Here is a 15,586-nt window from a genome sequence, read left to right on the forward strand (position 1 = left end):
CAGAGCAGATGAAAACACGAATCATATCTTTCTTGTCGGCGGCGGCGCTCCTTGCGGGATGTTACGAGGATGCCGGGGAATTGGGCGTCGATACGGCTACCCGCATCGCCCTGTCGCCCGCCGAAATCGGGTTCACGGCCGACGGCACGACCGTCGACGGCAAGGTGGCCTATGTGGGTGTCGTGCAGGTGATGCCCTTCGAGAAGGGCCGCTACACGTGGCGCGCCGAGGGCGACGTGGCGTGGGCCACGGTCGGCGAGACCGTCGTCGACGAATCGTTCGCCGATACGTGGACGGGCGCCGTGACGACGACGCGGATGCGGGCCGTGGAGATCATGGCGACGCCCAACACGGAGTACCGCCGTTCGGGCGTGCTGACCGTGACGGCCGAGGACGGCACCGTCGAGACCTTTCCCATTACGCAGGCGGGGTTGAAGGCCGACGCCGAGATCGTCTGCGAACTGGCCGAGACGGGCATCGAGTATGCCTCTGCCGGCGGCGAGACGACGATCGACTACACGACCAACATGGGCGACGTCTACGACTACTCGGTGACCTACGGCGAGCCGGATGCCGGCGAGTGGCTCACGTGGAGCGACGAAGGGGCAGGCCGCGTGGTGCTGCGGGCTGCGGAGTGGACCTCGAAGAGCGACAACCGCACGGCGGTCTTCACCATCCATGTCGGCACGGCCGACACGAGCGAGGCGTCGGCCGAGATCGCCGTCGTGCAGTTGCGTGTGGACGATTACTACTATCTCTACGGCGCGTCGGTGCCCCGTTACGAGGCGATCGATGCGGCGTTGCAGATGACCAAGCAGGAGGAGGGTGTCTATACGGCCGAGACCTATTTCGCGGCCGACGGGACGAATCCCGTGCGCATCAACAAGGACAGCCGCACGGCCTCCTATCCCTGCTACGTGCTGGCGGCGGGAGGAACGGTCGCCGAGATCGCATCGGCCGAGGCGCCGCTGCCCGCAGGGCCCGAAATCGACGCCGACGGCCTGCGCACGCTCACGGTCGACTTCAACCGCATGACGTGGCAGTGGGAGCGCATTACGACGCCCAACTGCCTGCCCGACGATCGGGTGGCCGACTATCCGACCAAAGCCTACGTCACACCGCGCGGAACCTACAAGACGTGGATGACGCGCAACCTCGACTGGGACGGCGGCGACGGCATCGGTGTCTACAAATTGGGCTGCCCGCTGGTTTTCAGCGCGACGAACAAGGATACGGGCGGTTACAACTCGAAGACCGACCCCACGTACAGCTACCGCAACACGGCGGTGCGTAATCCGGCGTGGGACGACACCGGGAACGGCGGCGAGCTGGAGCCCGACGCCGCGATCACGGCCCTCGGCGGTCGCCACTATACCTTCTACGAATACCTGACGGGCGCGCCGCGCGGCGGTCTGATGGAGGAGTATTACAGCGAGTGGCCCGCGCCCTACACCGTGGGACGCGAGGTGCGCGACGCGGCGGACTACACGATCCTGTTCGAAGGACTGACCAGCGCGAAGTTGCAGGAGTACGCCGGCCGCGAGGAGGAGTTCTTCGAGGAGCATCCCGTTTCGCGCATCCAGATTCAGGGTATCTGCCCCTACGGCTGGCATGTGGCCAATTTCCAGGACTGGTACGACATCCTCTACGCCGCCTACGACTTCGGGTCGAAGAACAACGGCGGATACGTGCCCAAGGAGCCGTCGTTCGCCAATACGGTCTACGGCAGTTCGTCGGCTGCCTACAAGATCAATGTGGTGCCCTATCTGCGCATTTCTCGGGCGCTGTGGACGGTCGGCGGCAAGTGCCTGTGGGACGAGGCGGGCAGTCTCTATCCCGTCAACGAAGGTTCGACGACGAAGAGCCCGGCTCAGGCCGATATTGCGGACAACTCCGAAGAGTTCGGCTTCAATCTGGCGCCTACGGGGTGGCGGGCGATGTCGGTGGGATGGCAGGATCTGGGGTTGAAGACCCATGTATGGATTCCGATGCCCACGACGGCGACCTATACAGGCAACGGCCATACCTGCTACATGGGGTGGCGTTTGGTGGCGATGACCAACAACGGCAACTGGATCTTCCGCGACAACTACCAGAACGGCAATGTCGCGCACGGTGTACGCTGCGTGAAGAACTACGACGCGGAGTGATCCGCCGAAGGAGCGGTCGGGAGAGGGCGGAGCACCCTCTTCCCGACCCGTCCCTCCTCGGAAAAGGAGGGGCAGCGACAGAAAACGATTTTAAACCGAAACAGAACAATGAAACTATACCGATTTTTATTGATTTGCGCGGCTGCGGTGACGGCCGCCTGTACGGAGGAGCCGCGCGATTTCGACATGACGCCCGCGGTGCCGCCTGCGCCGGAGGAGCAGTACGCCGTCCCGACCAACCCGCTGGGGAGCATCGTCGTGGCGCATCGCGGCGGTGCGACCGAGTCGGGGCATCCCGACAACTCGCTGGCGGGACTGAAATACGCCCTCGACCTGAAAGTCTATGCCGTGGAGTGCGACATCTACGCCACGGCCGACAACCGCGTGATCGTGGCCCACGCCACCCAGGGCTGTCTCGTGAACGGGCTCAAGCCGTGGGAGCATACCTACGACGAATTGTGCGCCGCGGGGACGCTGTCGAACGGCGAACGGCTTCCGCTGCTGGAAGATTTTCTGGAAGAGGTGATGCGCGCCGGAACGTCGAAATTGTGGCTCGACGTGAAGAACATCCTCGTCGACGGTTCGTCGGCGGGCTATACGGGCTTCTCGGCGCGTTCGTGCCAGCTGGCTTGTCAGGTGATCGAGCGGATGAAGGCGCGCAATTTCGTGGAATTCATCGTTACGAGCAACAAGACCGTCTGGACGCTCTGCTATTCGGCGGCGCAGAGCGCGGGCGTGCGCGCTGGCTGGATGGGCTACGTCGCTCCGGCAGAGTATCAGACCTACATCGATCCGTGGATCAACATCGACGCCTCGAACATCTGGTTCGACGGCACGGCGGGCAGCGGGCAGTGGGGAATCGACGACTATGCGTCGGCAGGCGTGGAAGTGAGCGTCTTTACCATCGACAAGGACGTCGACGCGGCCTACTATGCGAACTACATCGACCGCCTGCGCGCCATTGCGACGAATTATCCGAAAAAATTGATCGGGACATTCAGAAAGTAACATCGCGGAGAAAACTTTTTTCCGCCGGAACCGTATATATTGAGAACGGGGCAGATCCCCGATGAACCGAAAAAACTGCAAACATGAAGAGACCGATTCTGCTGCTCGCGTTGGCGGCAACACTGTGTGCGACGCAAAATCTCTTTGCGTGGGGGCGTCTGGGCCATGCGACGGTGGCCCGTATCGCCGAAGAGCACCTTACGAAAAAGGCCAGGGCCAATCTGGACAAGTGGCTCGACGGCGAGTCGATCGTCTACTACGCCTCGTGGCTCGACGACTACAAACCGCAGATGCTCGTCGACCTGGGCTACGATCCCGCGAAGGGCGACCGGATGCACCAGCTGCCCCATACCTTCTCGGTCGACGCCGAGGGCGAGGTCGTGCCCGGCAACCGCTGGCCCGGCACCGACAAGTATCTGGCCAATTGCCTCTACTACATCGAGGAGTCGGCCGATATGCTGAAAAACCGCATCCGCGAGCTGGACGACTCGACGCGGCTGGCCCGCATCCAGCTGATCGTCCATTGCGTGGGCGACATGCACTGTCCGGCGCATATCCGCTATCCGGGCAATACGACGATCGGCTACTACAAGGTCGACTATTTCGGCAGGGAGATGCGCTACCACACCATTTGGGATTCGGAGATCGTCCAGCGTCCCCATCCGTGGAGTTTCACCGATCTGGCGTGGCTGCTCGACCGGTATACGGAGGCGGAACAGGCCGAGATCACCTCGGGTACGGTCTACGACTGGGGGCGCGAATCGGCCGCGGCGTCGAAGTGCATCTACGACGTGCAGCCGGGCGAGTCCATAGCCCACGATTTCATAAAAAAGTACAAGCCGCTGGCCGAGAGCCAGATCGCAAAAGCCGGTTATCGGTTGGCAGCGGTACTGAACGACGTTTTCGGGAAGTGACGAAAAGTCTGTTTTAGGGGGCGGGGCGACCGGTGGTCGCCCCGTTTTTGCCGGCAGTCCGAGGCTGCGGAGCGCGGGGATGAAAAATTGGCGGCATCGTCCGGGCGAATCCGGTTCTGCATCCGGTTCGCGGAAGCATCCTCTTTGACGCTCTTTAACGGAACAGGAACAGCAGGAGCACCCACTGGAAATCCTTGATACGGAGCCTGATTTCGCGCAGCGCCAGTTCGAGGTGCTTGTCGACCGTGCGTACCGACACTCCCAGCCGTCGGGCGATCTCCTGCCGCGAGAGGTTCTCCTGTCGGCTCAGGGCGAAGATCGTCCGTCGCTGCGGCGGCATGGCGGCGACCGTCCGTGCGATCGTCTGCCGGAGTTGCTCGGCTTCGAGACCGCTTTCGGGGCTTTCGGCTTCGTCTGAGACGGCATCGAACTCCGACAGCGGACGGCGGAGCGCTTCGAGGTTGTATCGACGGCGGAAATGGTCGTAGATACGGTGCTTGGTCATCGTGAAGAGCAGATTGTAGAGCGAGCGGTGCTCGTCGAGCCGGTCGCGGCCGAGCCAGAGTTGCATGAAGACCTCCTGCACGATGTCTTCGGCGGCGACATGTTCCCTGACGACTCTTTTCGTGAAGGTCAGGAAGAGGTCGTAGTAACGGTGGAAGAGGACTTCATAGCTCTTCAAATCGTCCCGTTTCAGAAGGACGACCAGCTTTTGGTCGGAGATATCGGGGAGAGGCCTCTTCATGTTCGATCCGGCATTGTCTGTCGCAGGGGTCCGGCGCGGCGTGCTTTCGGGTATCAATTATCCAAAAATAGCAAATTTTTCCGATAAAATCAACTCTCCGGAGTAGTATTTATGTCGGTTTGTCGGGGGAAGAACTCTTGTCGGTGCGGGGCAGGGATCTCAGCGGTTTGGTCGGAAACGGCATTCGGCAGGCTCCGTGGCAGGCTCCGTGGCAGGCTCCGTGGCGGGAAGAGGGGCGCGGCGGGCCGGTGCCGCAGGCAGGAGGCGGGAGCGGTACCGATGCGGGCAAAGGACGTCGGAGCGAAGCGATTCGTCCGTACCCGATGAAAAAAGAGGTCACGATCCGATCGTAACCTCTTGAAAATTCGTGACTCCGACAGGATTCAAACCTGTAACCTCTTGATCCGTAGTCAAGTGCTCTATTCAGTTAAGCTACGGAGCCATTCCCTTATTGCGAGTGCAAATGTAGGGTATTTTTCCGGTTTATGCAAATTTTTTGCGGATAAAATTTATCCGACCCGGAAAATGGCGTTTCGGAAGTCGGGAGTGTCTGCTGTTGCGGGCTTCTGCGGACGATGGGCGGCGGAGCGGGTGCGGGGTTCGCACGGCGGAAAATCCGGAAGCCGGCAGGGTGGGGAGCGGTGTCCCGCCATGCGGGAGTAGGGCGGGACCGGCCCTTCGGGACGGGGCGGAACGAAAACGGCAGGACATTCGTCCTGCCGTTTTCGTTGAAAGAACTTCCCGTTACTCCTGTGTGAGCGCCCCGTAGATGACAGCCGTCTGGCTGCTGTTCGTGGCACGCAGCTGCCCCATCGTATAGACGTCGTATGCTACGTTCGTCCATTCGATCTTGAAGGTCTTGTTTTTGAGGAACTCGGTCAGGTTGTAGATACTGCCGTCGTTGAAACTTTCGGCATTGCTGTCCATCGAGAGCGTCGAACCGTCGATGGTGAAGCTGTCTTCCGCCTGGTTGAAGGTGATCTGGTAGGTATACCGCACCTCCTGCCCGATGCCGCCGATCACCGGAGCGACCGTCAGCTGCGAGTTGCCCTCCGTATCCAGCCCGAAATAGAGGTTGATGTGCGAGAAGGAGGCGATGCCCGACGTGAGCAGCAACTTCATCTGGAAGATGTTGTGCATGAGATAGCCCAGATAGTTCTCGGATTCGTTCGTGCTGGGGAACATGCCGTCCTCCACGCGCAGGATCGTGTAGTACTTTTCGACGCCGAAGCAGGCTTCCATGCCGATATTGGCCTTGCTCTTGGCCTGTATGAGGATCGGAGTGTCGCTGTCGGTGGTGAAATTGTCCGTGTCGGCATGGTAGTTCAGCCCTTTGATCTCCACGCCGTTGATCGTAACGGGAGTGTCGAATACGAGGTCTTTCGTGACGATGTCCGTATGCGTCTCGACCGCTTCGATCTGCGTGACGTTCCCTACTTTGTAGAGGAACATGACCGTGCGGGTGCTGAGTTTCACGTCGACGGTCAGTCCGTTGACGTCCATGTAGCAGAAGAGGTTCTGCTTGTAGGAGGGCGCATTGCGCAGCGCCTCCTGCAACTGACCCTGCTTCACGGCCTGCATCTCGGCCTCCGTGGCACGTGTCAGCGTGGCCTTGATGCGGTTGATGCGGCCCGTCATGGTGAACACGTCGTCCGTCACCTCGTCGATCTCGAATTCGAAATCGGTTTTCAGTCCCAGGTTGCCCGTACCGCCGCTGATCGCATCGTTGGGGTCGCTGATGATGTGGAGGTAGTTGTAGGTGTCGAACGTGAGCACCGGACGCTGGTAGGCGTGGAACATGTAGGTCGACGTGCGCGGGATGCCGTTGAGTTCCGGATAGTCGAGGTTGTCGGTGAACATCGTTACCATGTTGTTGTCGGCGAAATCCATCCAGAAACGGTAGAATCCCTTGCTGGTCTCGATGTCGGCGAACCAGCCGAATTCGGCTCCGGCGAGCTGTGCCTGATAGCCCTTCATGGCGGAGTCCACGCGAACGTCGACACTGTCGTCCATCGTAACCGTACTTTCGTTACAAGCCGTATGAACGGCCGCGGAAGCCAGCAGAATGAGTATGCTGATATATTTTCTCATAGTATCTTGTCGTTTTCTTACTTGTTAAAATCCGGACGTTCGCTATTTCGTGGGAGGATTGGAAACGACCTTTTCGATGGCTTCGCGGAAATAGGTCTCCAAGCCCTTTTCGCCCGAAGTCTCGTTATCGAAGAACTCGATGTTCCACGTCTCCTTGAAATAGCTTTCGACGATGGCCAGCTTCGCTTCCAGATCGGCTTTCGCGTTGGGATTCTCGGTCGATTTCTCCGCTTCGGCCAGCACGGTATCCTTGAACCAGTCGTAGCCGAAGACCAGAATGCCCGAAACCATCTCGGCGAAATCCTCGTCCTTGTTCAGCATCGCGTAGCTGGTGATGAATCCCAGACGACGGGCCTCGGGGTCTTTGAGCAACGTCCAGTTGGAGTTGTACCGGCCCGTCGAGATCTCCTGATACTTCTTGTCGAAGAGCTTGGTCTGGTGGAGAATGTGCGTGAACTCGTGGACGATCGTGTGGAGCGATTCTTTGAGCTCGTTCTCATCCGAAGCGTCGAAATTATTGACGTTCAGGAGCAGAATCTTGCGTCCTCCCTCGGCCTGTCCCAACTTGTAGGAACCGTTCTGGTATTCGGGGCTGCCGACCAGCACGATCTTCTTCGGGGCGACCTCTTTGAGGAAGTCCTGGCTGTTGCCCGTAGCCTGGATATACGGTTCGAACCATACGTCGCGCAGGGCGGCCATCATCGGCTGTACGGCGTCGAACTCGACGGGAACCAGCTGTACCTCCGACAGGCTGCTGTAAGCCTGCGCAGCATCCCAGCGGTATACGACGTCGATGTTGTAGGGCAGCGTGTAGTTCTGGTACAGCCATTTGTCCAGTTCGTTCTCGGCGTACTCCTCCCCGCCCAGTCCGGGGATGTAGAGATCGTCGGCTATCTTCTCTTCTTCGCGGCAACCGCCCAGAAGCAACGTCGCTCCGAACAAGGCTGCAAGGAATATGTTGTTGTATCTTTTCATATCTTTCACGATTGGATTGTATTGTTTACCACGGTTGCGGAATGTTGTTCATCGGGTTGGCTTCGACGCCGGCGAGAATCGCGGTCTGCGGGATTTGCAGGATGCGACGGTCGTCGTCGGGCGTCAGCGTGCTCGTCTGACCGGAGTTGTCGCGGTGCGTGACGGGGATGTTCCAACGCAGGATATCGTAGTAACGCTGTCCCTCGTAGAGGAACTCGATGCGGCGGAAGTCGAGGATCGTCAGGATCAGTGCCTTTTGCAGACGCCCCTGCTCGCCGTCGAGGAAACGGCCCTTGTTGAAGTCGCTGTTGATGAAGGTGTTCGCACCGTTCAACTGCGCCGAGTAGTAGCTCAGGATCTTGGCTTGCGTAAGCGACGTGGTGGCGATGTCGAAATCGTCGGCCGGGATGCGCAGCTCGATGAAGCAGTTCAGATCGTCGAGCGCCTCGTCGAACTTGCCGAGCATCGTATTGGCCTCGGCGCGCGCCAGCAGCATCTCGTCGCTGCGGAAGAGCGGCAATTTGGTGTAGGCCGTACCGATTCCCTCGACGATGTCCGAATAGTAGAACTCCTCGTAATACTTCGCCAGCACCTTGCCCTTGGCACCGCCGCTGTACCCGTAGGCGCAGTTCGAATAGACCCAGTCCGCGCCGGTGGCGTTCTCGGTGGTCAATTTGGTGAAGACCTCCTCGTTGAGCGTGTAACGGGTGTAAAGGTTCGCCGAGATGGTTCGCCCGATGGCGGTCATCGGTTCGCTGAGCAGCAGGTTCGCGTTGCTGCCGGCCGACGCGAACTCCTGACCGATCTTGTCGGAGTTGTCGTTGTAGGTGCTTATCTTGTTCCAGTCGGTGAGATAGCTGCGGCAGAAGATGCGGCAGGGATCGCTCTCCGAGGGGAACCGGACAGGCGTCTTGGTGATCGTGTTCGAAGTGCCGGGTTTGTCGAAGAGGCTCGGCGTGGGGAAGAACTGGTTGACGTAGTATACTACGTTCTGATAGTCGCGCGTGAAGAGCGCCACGCGGGTTGCGAAGGCCAGGGCCGACTGGGGCGTGAAGTGGAACTTCGGCTCGTTGTAGTCGCTCGCGCTGCCGACGATTTTCATGCCGTCTTCGAGATCCTGGAGCACTTTCGAAAGCGTTACGGCGACGGTTTCGCGCGAGTATTCGGCATAGGTCGTCTTCTCGGGATCGGTGGCGTAGGGGATGCCCGGATTGCTGGCCATGTTGTCCAGATCGAAGAAGTCGCTGTACAGCGACAGCAGGCAGAAATGCGCATAGGCGCGGCACAGCAGCGCTTCGCCGCGCGAATGTTCGAGTTGCGTGGTCTGGCCGTGCGTTTTTTCCAGTTCGTCGATCGCTTCCAGGGCATGGTTGGCGGCCGCTACGGCCTCGTAGGCTGCCGACCAGTAGGGTTCGTAGCCGTCCCATGCGCCTTCGCCCGCAAGCGAGTATTCGCGCCAGCGGAAAGCGTCCTCCTGATAGGTGAAGAGCGAATTTACGCCCGCGATGGCCGTACCGTAGTCGACGAAGCCGTCGCAGCGGGCGTCGACTACCGAATAGAACGTGGAACTCGGATAGGCCGAAACCAGCAGCGCGGAGACTTTTTCCGGCGTATCGATGTAGGTACGATTGTCGGGATCGGTGCCCAGAAAGTCGGAACAGCCCGAAAGGACTCCGGTCGAGGCGATCAGTGCGATGATTATTTTTCTCATATCTCTTTTCTCTCTTTTTTACTGAATTAGAAGCCGAGGTTCAGCGACAGCGTGAACTGCGTGGTGGTAGGCATGGCCACACCGCCCGTGTTGTAGAATTCGGGGTCGCGGCCGTTGAGCGCCTTGTCCGAGTAGATCAGCCACGGATCCTTGACCGTGAAGCGGACGCTGGCGGTCTTGAAGAAGCGGCTCTTGCTGATCCAGTCCGACGAGAAGTCATAGTTGAGCGAGATGCTTTTCAGACGGATGAAATCGCCCTTGGCCACGCGCTTGCCCGTGTAGTTATAGGAGGCGTAGGTACCTGCATCGGTGATCGAGATCGAATTGTGCACGTAGTCGAGAATGGCCGGAACATCGCTGTCGCCCGACATGACGTAACGGTTCTTGAACTCGTTCGTCAGGGCGGCCAGGTCGCTGTACGACTGGCTGAAAATCGGGTCGAGGCGGATCACGTTGCCGGCCTGGTAGGTGAAGAAGGCGTTCAGCGAGAGATTCTTGTAGCGGACCGTGGTGTTGAAGCCGCCCGTCCACTTCGGGTCTACCTGGCCTTCGTAGATCAGGTAGTCGGTATCCGTTCCCTGCTTGTCGATCTCCTTGGTAATTTCACCCTTTTCGTTGATGTACAATGGAATACCCGTTCCGGGTTCGAGACCTGCATAGGGGATCGAGAAGAGGCTGTTGACGGGATAACCCTCCTTATTGCCGCCTTCGTTGCGGATCAGCTCGTTGGTCTGCGTCAGGTTTTTGGCGTTCTTGATCCGGTTCCACGTATAACCCAGCGTAAAGTTGGCCGACCAGGTCCAGTCCTTCGAGCGGATGAACGTACCGCCCAGCGTGATGTCGTAGCCGTGCGAATCGAGGTCGGCGTAGTTGGCGTATTTCCAGAACTCGCCGCCGATGCCTGACGTCTTGACCGTAGCGATCAGGTCGAAGCCCTTGCGGTTGAAGTAGTCGAACGAGAAGTTCATCCGGTTGTTGAACAGCGTGACGTCCAGACCGGCGTTGAACTGGTAGCTCTTCTCCCAGGTCAGGTCGGAGTTTTCCAATGCCTCGATGTAGATCTGGTTCTCGCTGTGGCCGGGGTTGAAGGACTGCTGGTTGCGGAAGACCACGCCTGCGCTGGCCAGCTGCGGCATGGAGGCCGTCAGACCGTAGCTCAGACGGAGGCTCAGTACGTCGACCCAGTCGGAGGCGTTCTCCATGAACGATTCGTTCTGGATGTTCCACTTGGCACCGAAGTTCCATGTAGGCAGCCAGCGCTTGTTGGCGCTCTTGCCCAATGCATTCGAACCGTCGACGCGGATCGTCGCCGAGATCGAGTATTTGCGGTCGAACGAATAGTCGGCGTTGGCATAGGCTGCTACGAAGCGGTCGAACAACTCCTCGGCCGAGTAGAGGTCGGTCTTGCGGTCGGCCATCATGCGGTAGAAGTTGGGATCGTTGTAGACCACGCCGCCCATCTTGTACTGGTAGCCGGGCTGCGTCGCGGAGGTGATGCGGCGGTCGGTGTATTTGATCTGCATACCGGCCAGCGCGTTCAGCTCGTGCATGTGGGCACCGTCCCAGACCTTGTTGTAGTTGAGCGAGTAGCGTATGTCGTAGTTGAGCATGCGGTAGTTGTTCGTGTTGTAGAAACCTCCCAACGGCAGTACGACGATCGGCTCGGCGTTGAGATCCTCCGTATTGTGCCACAAATAGGGGTTGTTCTGACGGATGGTCGAGTTGCCGGCGGCTCGATAGGCGTTGGCGACGTTCGAATCCTCGGTGATCTTGTGGAGCTGGTCGCTCTTCACGTAGCGGAGCGCTCCCGTGAAGTTGAATTTCAGATCTTTGAGGATCGACCAGTTGAATTCGCCCTGCAGCTTGGCGTCCACAACGTTCAGTTCGATCTTGTTGTTTTCCAGCTCGTTGAAGATGTTGAACGGCGCGTAGTTCATCTGGACGTATTCCAAATTGCCGTTGTCGTCGTAGGGACGCACGGCGCGCGACGTATTCAGCGCGTAGCTGAAGGGGTTGATGTCGAATTCACGCGACCATTCGCCCGTCACCGAGTTGATCTTGCGCGAATAGGAACCCGGAGCCGACTGGTCGCGGAACGATGCGACGGCCTGTACGCCGACCGAGATCTTCTCGCTGACGGTGTAGTCGTTGCGGAAATTCAGCGTGTAACGGCTTACTTCGTCGGCTACCGACCAGCCGTCGTCGCGAAGGAACCCGATCGAAGCGTAGGTGCGCGACTTGTCGGAACCGGTCGAGATGCTCAGCGTGTGCTCCTGCTGGAGGTTGTGCGTGAAAAGCTCGTCGAACCAGTCGGTGTTGGCCTTGGCGTATTTGAGCAGGAAGGCCTCGCGTGCGCTGCGCGTGTTCATCAGGTCGAATTTGCCCGTGTCCTTGTTGTAGGTCGAAATGGCCTTCCACATCAGACCGTAGGGGCCGTAGCTCGACGAGTTGAGAATGCTCTCGTTGAGCATACCCTTGCGGGCGATTTCCGACGTGACGGCCATCTGGTCGGCCGAGTTCATGATGTCGTAGTTCGAGTAGCGGGGCTTCGTGCGGATGGTGAAGTTGCCGGTGTAGTTGATGCGCGGCGCCCCCTTCTTACCCTTTTTAGTAGTGATGACCACCACGCCGTTCATGGCGCGGGCACCGTAGAGGGCCGTTGCCGAGGCGTCTTTCAGGATGTCGAAGGTCTCGATGTCCGAGGCGTTGATGCCCGCCACCGACGAACCCAGCAGCGTCGTCGGGTCGCCCGACGACAACTGGTCGTTGGAGATGTTGACGACATCTTCGAGCACGACGCCGTCGACTACCCACAGCGGCTTGTTCTCGCCGCTGAGCGACGTGACGCCGCGGATACGCACTTTGGGGGCGCTACCGAAGGTGCTCGAAACGTTCTGTACCGATACGCCGGCCACCTGTCCTTCGAGCATACGGCTCACGTCCGTGACGCCCGCGATGGCGACGTCGTCGGCCGAAATCTTGACCGACGAGCCGGTGAAACTCTCTTTCTTTGCGTTTTTGAAACCCGTCACGACGATCTGGTCGATCACGACTTCCGGTTTCAGTTTTGCGTTGACAACGTGATTTTTGCCGACCGTTACATTGAGGCTTTCATAGCCGATGTAGGTGAACGTCAGCACCGGATGCTCGCCTGCTGAGGCGGGGACCGGAAGGACGTAAGTGCCGTCTGCGAGCGTCGCTACGCCCGTCGTCGTACCGATCATGACGGTGGCGCCGATAAGGGGCTGTCCGGTTTCGGCATCGACAACCTTTCCCGAAATCTTTATCTGTGCGAACGTCGCGCCGACGCTACCCAGACAGAGTACGAGCAGTAGTAAAAATTTTCTCATGCGCAAAAAATGATTAATATTGTATTCGTCTTTCGTTTCTTCGTTCGGGTGAATCGGTTTGCATAGTGCGCATCGTCTTTTCACCGCTTTCAGGAGCTTATATGTATAGTATATGTAGTCGACAAAGATAGGTATTTTTTCATTACCCCCCCCCGCAATGTTAGGAATTTTTTTTGAGTTTTTTTAAATTGGTGACACAGTGATTGGAATTTATTCGATAAAATTGCAATTCGTAACTGAATTTCGTCTGGAAATTTCGGAATGTAATTAAAATGGCGGATCGGCGGGGAAAACGCTCCGAAAGAGGGTGCAGCGGCCGGACGACTGCCTGAAAACGTGTCGGTTGGGAGAGGCAGATTCGTGGACGCGAAACGGTTCGGGAAGGGCGTCGCGGAGGAACCGGATCAACGTTTGAGTTCGCGGTCGGGGTTCTCTTTGAGGAATTTTTCCCACGATTTGCTGCCGCGCGCCGACGCGGCCTTGCGGCCGCCGCCCAGCCCCTTGTTGCGTTCGTCGCCCAGTGCGGCGTTGAGCGGGCTGCACGACATGAAGTAATGGCACAGCGCCACGGCCATGCCGTCGGTCTCGTCGAGCTTCTTGGGGGTGTAGTCGATCCCCAGTATGCGGGTGACCAGTGCCGCCACCTGCTCTTTGGCTGCCGCCCCTCCGCCCGTGATGCACTGCTTGATGCGGCTCGGCGCGTATTCGAAGACGGGGACGTCGCGGCAGAGCGCGGCGGCCATCGCCACGCCCTGCGCCCGTCCCAGTTTGAGCATGCTCTGCACGTTCTCGCCGAAGAACGGCGATTCGAGTGCCACCTCACGGGGGGCGTACTCGTCGACGAGCGCCCCCACGCGGTCGAAGATGCGGCGCAGTTTGGCGTAGGGATCCGTCAGTTTGTGGAGATCGATGGCTCCCATGACCACCGAGCGCAGTTCGCGCCCCGTGACCTCCACGACGCCGTAACCCATGTAGTTGGTTCCGGGGTCGATTCCCATGATGCGGTAGGACTCTTTGTTCGGTGCAGGCATTTCGGCAGGTATGTTATTGTCCGAGCAGTTTTTCGATCTCGCCGACGGGAATGTGCGAGGCTCGGCCCCATGGCTTTCGGGCGACGATCTGCCCGTCGGAGCAGCGGATCAGCACGAAGGAGGGGAGGCTCTGGATGCCGTAGCTGTCGAAGCCGGTCTGCCAGCCGTCGAGATTGCTGATGTTGCTCCACGGCAGGCCTTCCTTCTCGATGGCGCGGAGCCACGCTTCGCGTCGGCTGTCGAGCGATACGCCGATGACCTCCAACCCCGCGGCGCGGTAGGTTTCGTAGAGTTGTTTGATGCGGTTCATGCCGCTTATGCAGGGGCCGCACCACGAAGCCCAGAAATCGACGAGCACGCACTTGTTGGCCGGGTCCTCCACCGCCTGCCGCAGCGACAGCGTGTCGCCTGCGGGTGTCGGCGCCGCGATGTCGCGGTAGGGTTGTCCCACGTCGGTGCGCAGATATTGTTCGATCTGGGGCCGCAGGTAGCGGCGGAACCGGTCGCAGCAGGCCGGAAGCACATCGCCTCCGGCCTGCCGTCGCCGGTTATTTCCCCAACAGCTCTTCGAGCTTCTCGCCGAGGGCCTTGCCGCGCAGCTGTGCGGCGACGATCTGGCCGTCGGAGCAGCGGATCAGGAAATTCGACGGGATGCTCTCCACGGCGTAGTCGAGCGAAGCCGGCGAATCGAAAGCCTTGAAATCGCAGACCTGGATCCACTTCATCTGCTTGTCGGCGATGGTTTTCACCCAGGCGTCGCGTTCGTCGTCGAGCGACACGGCGTAGATTTCGAATCCCTTTTTGCGGTATTTTTCATAGTCGGCCTGCAAATAGGGAATCTCCCTGAGGCAGGGGCCGCACCACGAGGCCCAGAAGTCGACGAGGACGTATTTGTTGGCGGGATTTTCGATCACGGATTTGAGCGATACCGCTTCGTCGTCGGCGTTCGGGGCGGAGATGTCGACATAGGGCTGTCCCACCGTCGTGCGGAGCCGTTGCTCCATGACCTTGCGCAGGTCGGTCAGTTCGGTGCGCTGCTGCCACTCGGCGGGGAAGCGGTCGATCTCGGCCAGCACCTCCTGCGGCGTGAAGAACATCGACCCCGTTTCGGCCAGTATGATCATGCCGCAGATGTTGTCGCGGTTGCGGTCGATCGTTTCGCGCATCTGCTGCTTGTAGCGGTCGACCAGTTGTTTCTTGTCAGCCTCCAATTCGGTGACGCCGTAGGCTTCGCTGGTGTTGAACGTCAGTTCGTTGAAGGTGTTCATCGCCTCGTTGGCCGCGGTTCCGGTCGGGTAGACCTCGTTGGGATTGTAGAGGTTGCCGTCGATCGAGATGCGGGCGTTTTCGAGGAAAAACCGCACGAAGGGCTGCTCCTTGTCCCGGCTCAGGTAGGCCACTTCGGGCAGTTCGGTCTTGCCCGTGAAGGTGAAGGCGCCCGCTTCGACTTTGGCCGAGTCGGCCACGTTGTGCGTGCCATTGAAGGTAATCAGATAGACGTAGGGCGATTCCAGGCCCTCGACGTTGCCGCGAATCGTGTAACCGTCCGACGTGCAGGCACCCAGGAAGAGCAGGGCCGCTGCGAATGTGTAAATGCGTTTCATGGTAAAA

General features: G+C 59.3%; 11 protein-coding genes and 1 tRNA gene. 3 read left to right on the forward strand and 9 right to left on the reverse strand.

Annotated features, from left to right (window positions below):
- Positions 1 to 8 precede the first annotated feature (8 nt).
- The 3 genes from FMF02_RS08590 (at position 9) to FMF02_RS08600 (ending at position 4,072) form a co-directional block, all read left to right on the forward strand.
- Entirely contained in the window at positions 9 to 2,150 is a 2,142-nt protein-coding gene (locus FMF02_RS08590) for an FISUMP domain-containing protein (protein ID WP_081584244.1), read from the forward strand.
- Between the two features lie 108 nt (positions 2,151 to 2,258).
- On the forward strand, positions 2,259 to 3,158 hold the full coding sequence (locus FMF02_RS08595) for a glycerophosphodiester phosphodiesterase (RefSeq protein WP_244611554.1): 900 nt from the start codon (positions 2,259 to 2,261) through the stop codon (positions 3,156 to 3,158).
- Between the two features lie 83 nt (positions 3,159 to 3,241).
- Complete coding sequence (locus FMF02_RS08600) at positions 3,242 to 4,072, forward strand: S1/P1 nuclease (protein ID WP_141412852.1); 831 nt, start codon at positions 3,242 to 3,244, stop codon at positions 4,070 to 4,072.
- A gap of 154 nt (positions 4,073 to 4,226) precedes the next feature.
- Here FMF02_RS08600 and FMF02_RS08605 read toward each other — a convergent pair whose 3' ends face one another.
- The 9 genes from FMF02_RS08605 to FMF02_RS08645 all read right to left on the reverse strand — a co-directional run bounded on the left by FMF02_RS08605 (position 4,227) and on the right by FMF02_RS08645 (position 15,579).
- Entirely contained in the window at positions 4,227 to 4,817 is a 591-nt protein-coding gene (locus FMF02_RS08605; RefSeq protein WP_141412853.1) for an RNA polymerase sigma-70 factor, read from the reverse strand.
- A gap of 368 nt (positions 4,818 to 5,185) precedes the next feature.
- Positions 5,186 to 5,259: transfer RNA gene (locus FMF02_RS08610), tRNA-Arg, on the reverse strand.
- A gap of 302 nt (positions 5,260 to 5,561) precedes the next feature.
- The gene (locus tag FMF02_RS08615) at positions 5,562 to 6,908 is read right to left on the reverse strand and encodes a DUF4302 domain-containing protein (RefSeq protein ID WP_019130172.1); all 1,347 of its coding nucleotides are present in this window, start codon (positions 6,906 to 6,908) and stop codon (positions 5,562 to 5,564) included.
- 42 nt (positions 6,909 to 6,950) lie between these two features.
- A complete protein-coding gene (locus tag FMF02_RS08620; RefSeq protein WP_026074846.1) occupies positions 6,951 to 7,883 on the reverse strand; it encodes a substrate import-associated zinc metallohydrolase lipoprotein in 933 nt (310 codons plus the stop codon).
- 25 nt (positions 7,884 to 7,908) lie between these two features.
- A complete protein-coding gene (locus FMF02_RS08625; RefSeq protein WP_141412854.1) occupies positions 7,909 to 9,594 on the reverse strand; it encodes a RagB/SusD family nutrient uptake outer membrane protein in 1,686 nt (561 codons plus the stop codon).
- A 26-nt stretch (positions 9,595 to 9,620) separates the two neighbouring features.
- Positions 9,621 to 12,944 carry a SusC/RagA family TonB-linked outer membrane protein gene (locus FMF02_RS08630; protein ID WP_019130169.1) on the reverse strand — a complete coding sequence of 1,108 codons (3,324 nt, stop codon included), beginning with the start codon at positions 12,942 to 12,944 and terminating at the stop codon, positions 9,621 to 9,623.
- 404 nt (positions 12,945 to 13,348) lie between these two features.
- Complete coding sequence (gene ruvC / locus FMF02_RS08635) at positions 13,349 to 13,942, reverse strand: crossover junction endodeoxyribonuclease RuvC (RefSeq protein ID WP_026074845.1); 594 nt, start codon at positions 13,940 to 13,942, stop codon at positions 13,349 to 13,351.
- Between the two features lie 46 nt (positions 13,943 to 13,988).
- Entirely contained in the window at positions 13,989 to 14,498 is a 510-nt protein-coding gene (locus FMF02_RS08640; protein ID WP_141412855.1) for a TlpA family protein disulfide reductase, read from the reverse strand.
- Positions 14,499 to 14,523: 25 nt separating this feature from the next.
- Positions 14,524 to 15,579, reverse strand: a complete 1,056-nt coding sequence (locus FMF02_RS08645; protein WP_141412856.1) for a TlpA disulfide reductase family protein — start codon at positions 15,577 to 15,579, stop codon at positions 14,524 to 14,526.
- Positions 15,580 to 15,586 lie beyond the last annotated feature (7 nt).

This window comes from Alistipes communis, from assembly GCF_006542665.1.
Classification (GTDB): Bacteria; Bacteroidota; Bacteroidia; order Bacteroidales; family Rikenellaceae; genus Alistipes; species Alistipes communis.

Excerpts from the sequence above, each read along its gene's own strand:
- FMF02_RS08590 (WP_081584244.1), top strand. The coding sequence starts at position 9 with ATGAAAACACGAATCATATCTTTCTTGTCGGCGGCGGCGCTCCTTGCG.
- FMF02_RS08595 (WP_244611554.1), top strand. The coding sequence starts at position 2,259 with ATGAAACTATACCGATTTTTATTGATTTGCGCGGCTGCGGTGACGGCC.
- FMF02_RS08600 (WP_141412852.1), top strand. The coding sequence starts at position 3,242 with ATGAAGAGACCGATTCTGCTGCTCGCGTTGGCGGCAACACTGTGTGCG.
- FMF02_RS08605 (WP_141412853.1), bottom strand. The coding sequence starts at position 4,817 with ATGAAGAGGCCTCTCCCCGATATCTCCGACCAAAAGCTGGTCGTCCTT.
- FMF02_RS08615 (WP_019130172.1), bottom strand. The coding sequence starts at position 6,908 with ATGAGAAAATATATCAGCATACTCATTCTGCTGGCTTCCGCGGCCGTT.
- FMF02_RS08620 (WP_026074846.1), bottom strand. The coding sequence starts at position 7,883 with ATGAAAAGATACAACAACATATTCCTTGCAGCCTTGTTCGGAGCGACG.
- FMF02_RS08625 (WP_141412854.1), bottom strand. The coding sequence starts at position 9,594 with ATGAGAAAAATAATCATCGCACTGATCGCCTCGACCGGAGTCCTTTCG.
- FMF02_RS08630 (WP_019130169.1), bottom strand. The coding sequence starts at position 12,944 with ATGAGAAAATTTTTACTACTGCTCGTACTCTGTCTGGGTAGCGTCGGC.
- ruvC (WP_026074845.1), bottom strand. The coding sequence starts at position 13,942 with ATGGGAATCGACCCCGGAACCAACTACATGGGTTACGGCGTCGTGGAG.
- FMF02_RS08645 (WP_141412856.1), bottom strand. The coding sequence starts at position 15,579 with ATGAAACGCATTTACACATTCGCAGCGGCCCTGCTCTTCCTGGGTGCC.